The sequence below is a fragment of the Lacrimispora amygdalina genome, assembly GCF_900205965.1.
In the GTDB taxonomy this organism is placed as follows: domain Bacteria; phylum Bacillota; class Clostridia; order Lachnospirales; family Lachnospiraceae; genus Lacrimispora; species Lacrimispora amygdalina_A.
Genome location: NZ_OAOF01000002.1, coordinates 306,528 through 320,706, shown reverse-complemented (window position 1 = coordinate 320,706; position 14,179 = coordinate 306,528). Strand labels below are relative to the sequence as shown.

Genomic DNA, 14,179 nt, shown 5'->3' with positions numbered 1-14,179 from the left:
CGAAATAGATGGACTATTTAGTTGTGTATACAAGTAAAACCGGAAATACTCAGAAAGTAGCCATGAAGATTTTTGAAGCGCTTCCGGGAAAATCAAAGGATATTATTAATCTGGAAGAATATTATGGAGAAGAAGCTGATACGTATTTTGTAGGATTCTGGAATAACAGAGGAATCTGTACAACAGAAGTCATAGATTTCCTCTCCGATCTTCATGGCAAAAAGATTGCTTTGTTCGGAACCTGCGGGATATTTGAAAATAAAGAGTATTTAAAACAGGTGGAAAAACAGGTCTCAGCTTTTCTGCCGGAAGATAATGAATACCTGGGGTGTTATTTATGCGGAGGAAAGATGGGACCAAAGGTGCTGGAAAAATGCAGACAGATGCAGGCGCAGCTTGATACACCTCAGATACGGGAGATGATATCAGCCTATGAGGATGCCATGCTCCATCCCAATAAAGAAGATTTAGACCAGGCATGCGAATTTACAGAATCGGTACTATACCGGATCCGAAGGAAAAAGGAGGAGTCAGATGGGATTAAAAGATGATGGAAATTCAGGAAAGAACCATAAAAAACCATTCATTTATTATTATATGATTGTATTGATATTGATGATTATATTCAATGCAATGGCAGTGCCGTGGCTCCAGGCAAAGACAGTGACGGAGGTTCCATACAGCACCTTTTTAGAGATGGTGGATCAGGGAAAGGTTCAGGCGGTTGCCAAAACAGAAACGGAGATTCAGTTTAAAACCGAGTCTGGAAAAACGGACTTGGAGGGAAAGCCGGTTTACAATGTATACAAAACAGGAAACTGGCCGGATGATACGCTGATGGAAAGACTGATCAGCCACAATGTACAGTTTGAAAAGACCATTGTAAAGGAGATGTCGCCGTTACTTTCCATTCTTTTAACCTGGATTGTCCCCATTCTGATTTTTGTATTTCTGGGTAACTTTTTATCCGGCCAGATGCAAAAGCGTATGGGCGGAAATGCTATGTCATTTGGTAAATCTAATCCGAAAATATATGCGGAATCTGAAACGGGAAAAACGTTTCGGGATGTAGCTGGTCAGGAAGAGGCAAAGGACGCATTAAGGGAGATCGTGGATTTTCTTCATAATCCCAACAAATATGTCTCTATCGGAGCAATTCTTCCCAAGGGAGCATTACTTGTGGGACCTCCCGGTACAGGTAAAACCCTTCTGGCAAAAGCAGTGGCAGGAGAAGCGCATGTGCCCTTCTTTTCTATCTCCGGTTCGGAGTTTGTAGAGATGTTTGTAGGTATGGGTGCTGCAAAGGTCCGGGACCTGTTTAAACAGGCTAATGATAAAGCTCCCTGTATCGTATTTATAGATGAGATTGATACCATTGGTAAAAAGCGGGACGGCGCCGGATTTTCCGGAAATGATGAGCGGGAACAGACGCTGAATCAGCTTCTGGCTGAGATGGATGGATTTGACGGAAAAAAAGGAGTTGTAATCCTGGCGGCAACCAACCGTCCCGATTCCTTAGACAAAGCGCTTCTGCGTCCCGGCCGGTTCGACCGCCGGATTCCTGTGGAACTTCCGGACTTAAACGGGCGTGAGGCCATTTTAAAAGTACATGGAAAGAATGTAAAATTATCTGATGATGTGGATTTTCATGGAATTGCACTTGCAACATCAGGAGCAAGCGGAGCTGAGCTGGCCAATATGATCAATGAGGCTGCCTTAAGAGCTGTCCGCATGGGAAGAAAAACAGTCACTCAGACGGATCTGGAGGAAAGCGTGGAAGTGGTCCTTGCCGGTTATCAGAAAAAGGATTCCGCCGTCAACGTGGAAGAAAAGAAAATTATTGCATACCACGAAGTAGGGCATGCTCTGGTGGCTGCTTCCCAGACCCACTCTGCCCCGGTTCATAAAATCACCATTATACCCAGAACCTCAGGTGCCCTTGGATATACCATGCAGGTGGATGAAGAAGAACGCCATCTGCTGACAAAGGAAGCGGCATTAAATAAGATTGCTACTTTTACCGGAGGAAGGGCAGCAGAGGAACTGATATTTCAGACAGTTACAAGCGGTGCATCAAACGACATTGAACAGGCCACAAGAATCGCAAGGGCAATGGTTACCCGTTATGGTATGACCGATGAATTTGACATGGTCGCCCTTGAAACAGTGACAAACCAGTACCTGGGCGGAGATACGACCCTGGCCTGCTCTCCTGATACCGCAAAACGGATAGATGAAGCCGTGATAGACATAGTACGGCAGCAGCATAAGAAGGCTTATGGGATCCTGAAGGACAATATTCATAAGCTGCATGAAATCGCAGAGTATTTGCTGGAACGTGAGACAATTACGGGTGAGGAATTCATGGAGATATTTAAGAAAGAAGCGGCAAAGGGATAATTCTATTTATAAAAGAATCAGAGACGATAACACCTCTGATTCTTTTTTTATGCCATGGAGAAAAATAGTCAGACATCAAATACTTTGATATATATATGAAAATAAGGTATAATATAACAAATATGCAACAAATCAATCAGATTAAAGAGTATAATTCGTTATAGGGGGATTTTATGCAGCTTAATTTAGCCTTTTGTGATGATGACAAAGCTTTTTTATCCAATATTACGCCTAAGATAGAAAATATATTCAGGCGTTTAAAGGTAGAAGTCAAAAGTTATACGTTTGAAAAAGGAGACGATTTAATTGCAGCTTTTTCAAAATATCAGCCTTATTATGATGTGATATTTCTGGATATTGATATGCCTCAAAAAGATGGAAAGGAGATTGCAAGACAATTACGTATACTTGATAAGAAATTTAAATTAGTATTTGTTACAGCATATACCCGTGAAGTTTTAAATACATTTCAATACGATGTAATTGGTTTTCTTCCAAAGACATTGCTTGAAACACGTTTACCACAAGTTATTAAACAAATCATTGACCGGATAAACGAGGACAATCCCCGAATGCAAATCTTTAAGGTCAATAAAAGCGTATATGATGAAGGTTTTATGGAAATTAAAGTTCCACTTGATGATATTATGTATTTTGAATGTATCAACCGGCAGGTGTATCTATTTACCAAGCGGGAAACATTTATCCTTCATCATTGTCAATTTTCTGGAATTGTTAAGAAATTTATCCCCTTGAGTTTTGTAGATATTCATAGAACCTGTATAGTAAATATAAAATACATATTTTCTATTGATGAAACGGAAATCCGTTTGGATAATGGGATCAGATTGCCATTAAGCCGGAGAAAGAGACAGAATATATTTGATAAATTTTCTGAGTTGGTTGCTGGAGATGATATAGTATGAACAGTATACTAGATTATATATTTACATTAACTGAATCTACTTTGATTTTTTGGTTATTAGAAAGTACTATGATTTGCAGATTTTCCGGATTGAAAAAAATATGTATGATTATTGCAGCTGTAATTGCAAATACAATAGTGATTCATATTATGTCGGATTTATCTATTAATGATAAGTTTTTTGTTTATTTTTGTTTTTCATTGTTACTCTCTCAAATAATTTACAAGGGAAAAATATCAATTAAAGCCTTTCTCATTCTGGTAGCTAATTATATCTTTCTTGTCAGTGACATTATAGCGGGAAATTTTTCGTCCTATTTTATCAGAATCAGCATTCAGAATATATTATACGTTTCGGCATCACCATCTTCATTATCATTTTCTGTTTTAGCAAAATCATTAAATATAGTTTTTAATATTGTATGTATCTATAATTTTAAAAATATTAAATTTAAAATCCCGCAAAAATATCTGGTTATCATGGATATAATTGTATTTCTGTTTATTGTTACTTTACAGTTTATGATGCACATCAGTCCAATTCTTCAAAAGGACTCAAATAACTATTCTTTATACATTCTGGGAATTTCTCTTGGTTTAATAATTATAAGTGGATTAAATATATTTTTCTTAACAGAGATTTGCTTTTACCATGAAAAAGAGAAAAAAAATTATGAATTAAATGCACGAAACCATTTATTAGAACAGCAGCTTTCTTACTATGAGTCAGCGACATCAGATTTAACTAAAATCAGGCATGATATCAACAATAATCTTATTAATATTTCATGCTTATTAAAACAGAATAATATTCATGAAACAGTTACTTATATAAATGCAATAACAGAAGCTCTGGAGGGAACGAAATCCGTTATTAATTGTGGAAATGATATTATTGACGCTATATTAAATTATAAAATTGCTGTTTGTAAACGTCACAACATTGATATTAATATAAATGTCGATCATGTTCCGCATTTATCTGTCAGTCCCATAGATTTAAATGCAATTCTGGCTAATATACTCGATAATGCGATTGAAGCACTTGAATTGATAGAAGGGGAAAAACGCTATATTACCGGAAAAATATTTTGTTATAAAAATTATTTATCTATAGTTGTCAGGAATCCTTATGAATCTGGTATAAGAATAGTAAATAACAGAATAGAAACACATAAGCAGGATAAGCTGCATCACGGATACGGATTAACATCAATACGGTCATCTGCTGAAAAATATGGCGGTTCATTTAACGTTTATTTAAAAAATAATATTTTTTGTGTGGTTGTGATGCTGCCCATAGAAATAAATATTTAAATCAATATGGCAGGAAAGACAGACATGTCTTTCCTGTCTTTTTAATAGTTAAACCATTCGGTTGACTATAGCTACCATTCAGTAGACATTTATTGATTTAAGAATGGGAGGGGGGTATAGTACTTATGTAAGTTATATGGAAAGAAGGTGCAAGCGTGTTAAGCTTTATTGCAGAAGAGATTAGTCTCAGGCTGGTTGCAAACAGGCATATTTCAATTGGTAAAATGAAATATTATACATATGGAATAGAACTGATACTAAATGATATCATGATTTTTTTATCAATTGCCATAATCAGCATTTTATCAGGGAAAATCATTATTAGTATCGCATATGCTCTAACCTATTGTCCGATCCGTAGTTACGCAGGAGGCTATCATTGCGAAACATATAAAAAATGCTATCTTACAACAATGGTCTTATATATATCCATGCTGTTTTTAAATCAGTTTTTATCAAATTACAGATTCATAGTTTCCTTAATTTTAATTGCAATCGCATTTCCGGTAATACTTATTTTATCCCCTGTGGATTATGGCAATGGTCCAATCAGTAATGATGAGCGCAGAAAATTTCGGATGAAAATTATTGTGCTGTTAACCATTGCAGTTACTGGATTTATTATAGCAGTAGTATTACATGAAACGGAAATTGCGTTTTCAATCTCATGGGGCATATTCATAGTATTTTTTCTGATGTTGCTCTCTGTTTTAAAAAGAAAAAGAAATGAGGTGAGAAAATGAAAAAGGATACAATGCTTAAATTAGTTTCCAGAATGGCAGAACATGCAATAATCAAAGCCAATAATGGCCGTTGCATGTACTGGTCTTATCAGCCGAAGGCTCCGGAAGGTATCAAAGATTTCAAACGGTAAATCACAGATTTTCTACAGCGCCATATATTGTAGCAAATAACATCGCATGTCGGAACCGTCCTATGATGATAGTTACAATTATGGCGCGTTTGAGAATCAAACTTTTAGTACAGTATATCTTGTAATTTAACATTGTAGGTGAGCAGATGAAATCGATAAAAGACTATATTTTAAAATTGGGTTTTATATTTAAAGAAATTTTCAAAGCTGGATCAGGTGTATTTTTTCTCTCAATTGGATCTATGGTTATATCCGGTATCAGCCCGGTAGTTACGATATATCTGACAGCTAAACTATTAGACGAATTGGGTCAGAATCTGGGAAACGGATCCACGGCTGTTTATTTGAGAATATTGGTTATTTTATTCTCAATGCTCGCTTTTATAGTGATCTCATTTGCTACAGAAAGTGTAAAAACTATTATCTGCTCCATTACAGGATTAAAATTATCCCACAATATAGAGAACCTGGTGGCAGATAAATTTCAGAGCATAAAACAAGAAAGAATAGATAACCCTGAATTTTTGGATCTGCATTCAAACACTTTAACAAAATGCGGATCTGAACCATTGAATCTGATGGAAGGCCTGTTTGGCATGGTTGCAAGCTTTATCAGCCTCATTGGATATGCGGTTATTATAATAAAATTTAATTTCCTGGCCTTACTGATTATTATGATATTTATTTTGCCTATCATATTTTATAAGAGAAAATATCAGGGAATGCTGTTTCGGTTTTTTAGTGAAAGAACAATGCAGACAAGGCGTATATGGTATTATCTGTCGTTGATTACAGATCCGATGTATGCAAATGAGGTTAGAGTCTTTCGGTTATATGACTATTTTAGAAGCAGAAGAAAAGAGTTATTTGATGATTTTATGAAAGGCAACAGCAAAATAGCGGCAAAAGAAATTATAGTATCATTATTTACTAGTTTTATTTCAATGATAGGTGCTATTCTGGTTGGAGTCTGGCTTGTAAAAGATGCAATCAGGGGTTCTGTATCTGTTTCAGAATTTTATCTGTTTATAACTGCTATTATAACTATTGTTACAAAATTAATAGCATTATCAAATCAGATAGCATCAAATAGCAAAAGCATGATGTTTATAAACTATATATTTGAATATATGCAGGAGTCAGCTGTTCTGGATAATAAAAAGCTGAAAATTAAAGACATTCCGGTACATAATATACGGTTTGAACATGTTAGTTTTAAATATACAGGTTCTGACAACTATGCGCTTAAAGATATAAACGTGAATTTTAGCACGAAAGACACCGTCTGCCTGGTCGGAGAGAATGGAAGCGGAAAATCAACTTTTACAAAACTACTTCTCAAAATATATAATCCGACAGAAGGACGAATATTACTGGATGATACTGATTTAAATGAATATGACATAAATGAATTAAGGTCATATTTCGGTGTTTTATTTCAGGATTACGTCAAATTCTCTGATAGCGTTCGTAATTGCATAGGATTTGGAAATATTAACCGGATTCAAGATATAAACGGAATCGAAAAAGCGGCAGAAATTACTGGAGCTAATAAGTTCATTGAAAACTATGACAACAAATACGAGACAAACTTAAGAAAGATGTTTTTTAATGATGCGATAGAGCCTTCAGGAGGCCAATGGCAAAAAATAGCCATTACCAGAGCTGTTTTCTCGGATGCATCAGTATTGGTTTTAGATGAGCCGACAGCAGCTCTTGATCCGAAGTCAGAGGTAAAAATGTTTGATACATTTAAAATAATAAGTGAACTTAAATCTTCTATTATCGTATCGCACAGGATGTATATTACTAAGTTAGCAGATAAAATAATTTTATTGGACAAGGGAATGCTTATTGAAGAAGGAAGCTTTGAGGAATTAATTAAGCTGAAGAAGGAATTTTATAATATGTATAAAATTCAGGCAGACAGCTACTCTATAACTGCTGAATATGAATAATGATAAAATGAGCTATTGACTATTTATAAGGCCTACTACTAAAAAAAAGAAAGGTTGTGGATATTATGAAGAATAAGAAAGTTAGTTTGAAGAAGATCAACAAAACAAATAATTCTACAGTTAGAACATTGGCATGCCATTGTGGTTGTCAGGGAAAACCTTGGTCAGCAGTTGGCGATGGTTATTTAGGACAGTATCTGTAAACTTTTTTTACAGTTATTAGTAATCCGGTAACAGTTACATAGAACAAAATAATAATTAGCACATTGTTTTAGTAGTAGGCTGTATAAATGGTCAATAACTCCAATGAGAGAGGATGATAAGAATGTATTTATCTAAAATAATTAATTCAGGCAGCAATATGTATATTTATGATGCCCTCAATAATAGCTTTGCTACAATTAATTCTGAGGAAGATTTTTTAGATGATGAGAAGTATGCTGATTTTCTGATAAATAACGAGTTCAGAGATATAAAGAAACCCTGCAAGTTCGATGTAAAATATTCATATAGTGAAGATGAATTAAACAATATGTATAGCAGCAGGATCAAAAATATGACATTAGCTCTTACAGAGCAGTGTAATTTAAGATGTAAATACTGTGGGTATATGCCTAAATATATGGATGATAATCACTCGTTGAAAGAAATGTCAAAAGAAGTTGCATTTAAGGCAATCGATATTCTAATGATGAATTCACATGAAAGTGAGCTGTGTAATCTTAGCTTTTATGGAGGCGAGCCATTACTTAAGCTGGATCTGATAACGGAATGTATCAATTATATTAGTAATAAGTATCCATTTCGAAAGCCTTCTTATAATATAACAACAAATGCCGTTTTACTAGATGATAAAGTTACAGATTTTATCATTAAAAATGATATTAAAATTAATATTAGTCTGGATGGACCGAAAGAGCAGCAAAATAAATACAGAGTTGACTGCAATGGTAATGGAAGCTATGAGAAGGTGTATCATAATATTCAGGCATTCTATCAAAAGGATCCTAAATTTTTCAGAGAAAATGTTACATATAATGTGGTTATGTTTAATGGAGCCAGCAATGAGCTTTATGAATCTGTTGATAATTTATGGAAATCAAATGTGAACATGATAGATCTTTTTCCAACTGAATATTTTATGAATTTAAGGGATAAAGATGATGACATTAAGAAAGGCGAGAAAATTGATATAAGGACTTATGATTTCGCCTATAAAAATATGCTGAAGGGCATGAAAAAATATTATAATTCATTTAGTGGAGTGGCTTGCAGCAGCACTATTTTACCTGGAGGATTCTGTGTTCCTGGTGTAAGAAAAAATTTCGTAACCACTGATGGCAGAATCATTGTATGTGAAAAGGTAGATGAGAACCAGGAAGTATTCGAAATCGGAGATGTTTACAACGGAATCGATATTAATAAAATCAGACGGCTTGTGGATAAGACATTAGAAAGTATGGATAAATGTAAATATTGTTGGGCTGCCAAGTTCTGCAAAATTTGCTTTAAGGATATCTTGAATATAAATAATGAATTTTGTGAAAAGTCCAGAAAAGATGTTGAGAGAGAATTGGGTTATTATCTTGATCATGTAAATACTGACAGAGGTTTGGTGAATTATGTGGCAAATATCTCTTTAATTTAAATTGGAGCTCTGAGCTTAATAAGGAGAATAACAATGAAGATTGCATTGATTGATACGGGAATATCTAAAAATGAAATCAATAACAGATGTGAGGTAAGACATTTTTCATTAGTAAAACAAAAAATAGTAGAAGAGTATAAGGACCCCGGTGATGTCCACGGTACAGAATGTTTCAAAGAAATTGTATCAAACACAAATAGTAATCAAATACAGATTCTTGATATAAATATATTGGACGAGTCTGGTGACATTCAGGTAGTTTCAATCATCTCCGGTATTAAAAAATCAATTGAGGAAAAGGTTGATATAATTAATATTAGTTTAGGTTTAACCGCATATTCTCAGGAATTATATGACGTGTGTGAAAAAGCCATGCAAAATAATATTGTTATGGTATCAGCTGCATCACACAATAACACCATATCATTTCCTGCAGACTTTAACAATGTAATATGCGTAAAAGTAGACCAGCAGCAAACAGAAAAAATTAAAACGGTGGATCATACCACTGTTTCAATTCCAATGAAAGATTTTATAATCAGGGAAAAAGATACCGAATTTGACTTCAGTTCGTCTAGCCTGGCGTGTGCCAGATTATGCGGCTATCTTTGTGACGATCTGGGTAGTATGCCGTTAAATGATAAATTCAAAATATTATCCCGCAAATACAATATTAAGCTTTGTGGTAACGATGATATGAATGATAGTGATGAATTAAGACAGTGCGGGATCCAGGAAATCTTATTAAATAATCGGGTGGGAGTTGTTCTGTTCCCATCAAATTTACTGGAACTTGTGAATAAAGATCTTATGCATAAAAACATTGTAGCATATTATGATCATAAAAAATGTGAATTTATTAGCTTTAAAGATGGTCTGCCTAAAAATGATTTTGATGTAATCATAATATTAAACTCTTCATATATTGATTTGGAAGTTCCAGAAACCATAAAAGAAAAATACATAAATTATCAGGTAATCTGCATAGGAAATTTTATAAATATGGATTATAATCAATATTTATATGACTATAATGAGTTTAAGGCTTCTGAGATATCTGTATTAAAAGCACCTGTAATCGCTGTCACAAGTTTGTGCAGTGGATTAAACAAATCGGATATTCAATTTTCTTTATTAAAAAGCTTAAGACAGGATGGGCTGGAGATTGAATCGGTTTCCAATAATCCAATTGGGATACTCTGCGGCACAAATGTTTTTAATTTCCCCAAAGAGTTAAAATTTCCTGATATCGTTTATTCTATAAATAGATATATGTATCTCGCTGAGATGAATAAAGGCATAGATGCATGGCTTATAAACATTGGTGGGGCAATCGGCCAGGTTAACAGTCTGAATACATACAACTTTGGTAAGCTTGCTGATGCTTATTTTTCAGCAGCAAATATAGATATCGCCTTGATGTGTGTTAATCCTTCTATAGATGTGGATAATTTAAAATTGCAGTTAGCACATTTGTATAAGCATGGAATTGAAAAAGTATTTATTGTTTTATCACACAATGATATAGATCCGACAACGATGGACTATAGAGATGGTCTGCAGACTTATTGCATTGATCATGCAAAATATACGGCTGCAGCCGAGTATTTAAAGAATAACATGGAAGAGCAGGTATTTACTTTAGAGGAGGTAGAAGAGGGCTCCCTCTATAGAAGCGTCATAGAAACATTAAGTTAGCTGTACCTGATTATGAAGAATCGGCAGTATAATAAAAACGGTATCCTGATAGTTAGACACTTAAAAAACAGGCTGTGCTTAACTATCAGGATATTTTTTTATGTCATATCATCACGAAGTGCATCAATGATATCTTCTTTTTTAATCTTGTGTGTGGCATACAGCATGGTAATGAATACGATAAAGAGCACACTGAAGATACTGACCACCATACTGCCCCAGGGAAATACAAATTCAAAATGATCCATCTTTTCTGCAGAAGCCAGCCCATCGTAAATCAGCCAGGAGAGGATTCCGGCAATTGGAAGTCCGATCAGCAGAGTTCTCATACCATAAAAAATGCACTCAAAATTCATCATCTTATGGAACGAACGGTCTGACATACCCACTGAGCGGAGCATGGCCAGTTCCCGTCTTCGCAGCCTGATATTGGTGGAAATTGTATTGAACACATTGGCCACAGCAATCAGCGAGATCATGATGACAAATATATAGGTAAAAACATCAATTACAAAGGACATACTATGGTATTGTTCCAGTATCTCATATACATTGTGCAGCGTATATTCTGATGTAATCCCCATAGCCTGAATCATTGATTCCATTTCCGCTGTTGATTGGGAGGGATTCTTTGACCGGAAGGACAGACCTATATTCGCATGGCTATTCTGGGTCTCAAACCTCTCTTTTACTGAAAAGGGCGCAACCATCATAAAGACGTAAGGATTCTGTTTCAATTTAGAAGCTTGTTTTGGAGGAGGATCCACCGGATACGTATCAACAAAAGTAATAGTCAGGCTGTTATTGGTTGCGGATGGGGCTTTAAAATTCATGGTACGGTTTGCAAACATATCAAATACTTCGTCTGGTCCATCTTTAGTATTCACCCTCTGTTTGGCAACAACAATCATTTTTCCGTCCGGTCCGGTATATTCTTCGGGTGACAATCCTGATTCCTTGATAAAATCAAGATATTCACTGTCTGGAATAAACTGGAGGTCCATGGGAAGATTCACTGTTTCATCAGATGCTGTATAACCAGCGAATGTACGGAAGCGGTCTGAGAAATCTCTTACATTAACTGCGCACGAATACGGGAAAACCTCCTGGTATGAGCTTTCGTAAACTCCGTCAGCTGATTTCAATTTGTCGTAAAGAGGAAACATTTCACTATCGTCCATGTCCTCGGCTGAAAAGAGAATATCATAGTCAATATCCACGATGTACTGTTTAGAGAGCCGTTTCAGAGTCAGACCAAAGGTGCTTCCGGATAGAAACAAAACCACGCTTAAAACCAGAGAAAGAACAATGCTGCGGTAGCGCTTCTTGTTTCTCTTAAAATTTTTTAATGCAAGAGTCCCTTCCAAACCGTAAATACGCTGTGCGAATTTTGATGTTTTTACAGCTTTCGCTTCGGTTTTGACTTCATTGGTCTGGCGTATACTTTCCATTACAGGTGTGTTTGCCGCTTTTCTGGCTGGAATATAGGCCGAAATTAAAATGGTAATTAAGCTGACCACAGCCGCTCCCACAATTGCAGACAATGACACCGATAAATTTAAAGGTATTGTGCTGTAGAGGATGTTCTTTAATTTTCCGGCAACAATAGGAAGAATAAGCCAGATACTGCCGATACCTGCTACAACACCAATTGGTATGCCGGCTGCTCCAATAATAAGTCCCTCAAACAAGACTGAATTTCGCAGCTGTTTTGCGGTAGCCCCTACTGATGAGAGTATACCGAACTGGCGTGTGCGTTCGTTCAGCGATATGTTAAATGAATTATAAATCAGAAAAATTGATCCAGTCATGATGATTGCAATCAAAATTCCTCCAACTGTGTACAAAAGTGTGTTAAACAGTTTATCGTTGGAAATGCCCATAAAGCGCAGCACATAATCATTCAGAATATAAGCTGGCGTTCCGGCTATGCCTTTTGCGTAAGCACTGACCTTGCGCGGATTTTTCAGAGTGACAAACAGGCTGAAGCTGTCCGTCTGGTATGTGGCATCGGCTTTCGTTATCAATGTATATCCAGGTGCGGAGTGTTCCTCAAATCCGGGTCTTTCACATGTTCCAACTACCTTGTAGGTTCTCTCTGATTCTGGAACAAGGGACTCTTTTTTTGATTGATAGGGATCGTGCTGACCCAGATTTTTATTTTCCTCCATGCGGTTACCGACCAAAAGTGTAAGTGTATCCCCCACCTTGAACCTAACACCGCCTTTTGCTGCTACGTGGGCAGGAACAATAATCTCACTGCTGTTTTCAGGCAGCCTTCCGGAAATCAGGTTTACGGGAAGTGTCTGAAAGGTATTCTCATTGAATCCGGCTATAAAAAGATAGGGTTTATCAGGGCTTTTTGCCCCTTTAAGCGATGCATAGCCGATATTTTCAAACGCTGCGGCATTCTTAACCTCTTTGTCGCGGCTTCGATCCTGCACGAAAGAGGAATCCACATCTGTAAAAGCAATGTGCCACCCCCCATATTTTGCGATAGAACTGTTAACAAGATAATTTAATAGTGAGGTGCCAAAGGATGCTACTGCAGTTATCATGGCTGCGGACAGTATCACTCCTATAATTGTGACAACTGTCCGTGTGCGGTTTTTTTTCATGCTCTGCAGGGTGACTTTATGGAATATGTTCATGGCCGCACCAGCCTCTCATCCCGCGTCACTTTACCGTCTGATATGCCGATAATGCGGTCTGCCTGCAGAGCTATGTTTTCGTCGTGGGTGACGAGCAGAAGAGTCTGCCCGTATTTTTTATTGCTTTCTTTCAGAAGCTTGATGATTTCATGCCCATTATGGCTGTCCAGACTGCCGGTGGGTTCATCGGCAAGCATGACAGCCGGAGCGTTCATCAAGGCACGGCCTATGGAAACACGCTGCTGCTGGCCGCCCGACAGCTGATTGGGTAAATGAGATCTGCGGTCCTGCAGTCCAAGCATGACAAGCAGTTCATTCAGCCGCTCCTCATTGACCGACCGTTTATCCATCAGGATAGGAAGTGTGATGTTTTCCACCACATTCAGTGTCGGTATGAGGTTATGAAACTGGTAAATCAGTCCTACCTGACGTCTGCGGAAGATGGCCAGTTTTTCATTGCTCTGTGCATATACATCCTGTCCCTCTAAAAATACCTTTCCGCTTGTGGGTACGTCCACCCCCCCGATCATGTGAAGCAGTGTGGATTTGCCGGAACCGGAGGAACCGATGATAGCAGTGAAACCTCCTTTTTCGATTGTGAGGGATACATGGTCCAGTGCGGTAACCTGGTTTTCACCCTTGCCATAGACCTTACAGAGATTATCAATTTTTAAGAACTCCATTATGTGAGTCTCCTTTCTCATGGTT

Annotated in this window: 12 protein-coding genes; 10 read left to right on the top strand and 2 right to left on the bottom strand. The window is 36.7% G+C overall.

Annotated elements, in window-relative coordinates; genetic code table 11:
* Positions 1-8: 8 nt before the first annotated feature.
* From bilS to CRO04_RS04175, 10 genes are all read left to right on the top strand, one after another.
* On the top strand, positions 9-551 hold the full coding sequence (gene bilS, locus CRO04_RS04215) for a flavodoxin family protein BilS (RefSeq protein WP_097002974.1): 543 nt from the start codon (positions 9-11) through the stop codon (positions 549-551).
* Positions 535-2,400 (top strand): ATP-dependent zinc metalloprotease FtsH, encoded by a 1,866-nt coding sequence (gene ftsH / locus CRO04_RS04210; RefSeq protein WP_097002973.1) that lies wholly within the window; start codon positions 535-537, stop codon positions 2,398-2,400. The genes bilS and ftsH overlap by 17 nt, the downstream gene beginning before the upstream one ends.
* A 173-nt stretch (positions 2,401-2,573) precedes the next feature.
* The gene (locus CRO04_RS04205; protein ID WP_097002972.1) at positions 2,574-3,326 is read left to right on the top strand and encodes a LytR/AlgR family response regulator transcription factor; all 753 of its coding nucleotides are present in this window, start codon (positions 2,574-2,576) and stop codon (positions 3,324-3,326) included.
* On the top strand, positions 3,323-4,642 hold the full coding sequence (locus CRO04_RS04200) for a sensor histidine kinase (protein WP_097002971.1): 1,320 nt from the start codon (positions 3,323-3,325) through the stop codon (positions 4,640-4,642). The genes CRO04_RS04205 and CRO04_RS04200 overlap by 4 nt, the downstream gene beginning before the upstream one ends.
* A gap of 155 nt (positions 4,643-4,797) precedes the next feature.
* The gene (locus tag CRO04_RS04195; protein ID WP_166432463.1) at positions 4,798-5,385 is read left to right on the top strand and encodes an accessory gene regulator ArgB-like protein; all 588 of its coding nucleotides are present in this window, start codon (positions 4,798-4,800) and stop codon (positions 5,383-5,385) included.
* Positions 5,382-5,516 (top strand): cyclic lactone autoinducer peptide, encoded by a 135-nt coding sequence (locus tag CRO04_RS04190; protein ID WP_097002969.1) that lies wholly within the window; start codon positions 5,382-5,384, stop codon positions 5,514-5,516. Before CRO04_RS04195 ends, CRO04_RS04190 begins: the two co-directional genes overlap by 4 nt.
* A 146-nt stretch (positions 5,517-5,662) precedes the next feature.
* Positions 5,663-7,474 (top strand): ABC transporter ATP-binding protein, encoded by a 1,812-nt coding sequence (locus tag CRO04_RS04185; RefSeq protein WP_097002968.1) that lies wholly within the window; start codon positions 5,663-5,665, stop codon positions 7,472-7,474.
* A gap of 65 nt (positions 7,475-7,539) precedes the next feature.
* Positions 7,540-7,677 (top strand): lachnocin family radical SAM-modified peptide, encoded by a 138-nt coding sequence (locus CRO04_RS27385; RefSeq protein WP_207654391.1) that lies wholly within the window; start codon positions 7,540-7,542, stop codon positions 7,675-7,677.
* A gap of 122 nt (positions 7,678-7,799) precedes the next feature.
* Complete coding sequence (locus CRO04_RS04180) at positions 7,800-9,122, top strand: lachnocin radical SAM maturase (RefSeq protein ID WP_097002967.1); 1,323 nt, start codon at positions 7,800-7,802, stop codon at positions 9,120-9,122.
* 33 nt (positions 9,123-9,155) lie between these two features.
* On the top strand, positions 9,156-10,820 hold the full coding sequence (locus tag CRO04_RS04175) for a S8 family serine peptidase (protein WP_097002966.1): 1,665 nt from the start codon (positions 9,156-9,158) through the stop codon (positions 10,818-10,820).
* A 98-nt stretch (positions 10,821-10,918) separates the two neighbouring features.
* On the opposite strand, the gene CRO04_RS04170 is transcribed toward CRO04_RS04175, so the two are convergent.
* Both CRO04_RS04170 and CRO04_RS04165 read right to left on the bottom strand, forming a co-directional pair.
* Positions 10,919-13,471 carry an ABC transporter permease gene (locus CRO04_RS04170; protein ID WP_097002965.1) on the bottom strand — a complete coding sequence of 851 codons (2,553 nt, stop codon included), beginning with the start codon at positions 13,469-13,471 and terminating at the stop codon, positions 10,919-10,921.
* On the bottom strand, positions 13,468-14,154 hold the full coding sequence (locus CRO04_RS04165) for an ABC transporter ATP-binding protein (RefSeq protein WP_097002964.1): 687 nt from the start codon (positions 14,152-14,154) through the stop codon (positions 13,468-13,470). Before CRO04_RS04165 ends, CRO04_RS04170 begins: the two co-directional genes overlap by 4 nt.
* Between the last annotated feature and the right edge of the window lie 25 nt (positions 14,155-14,179).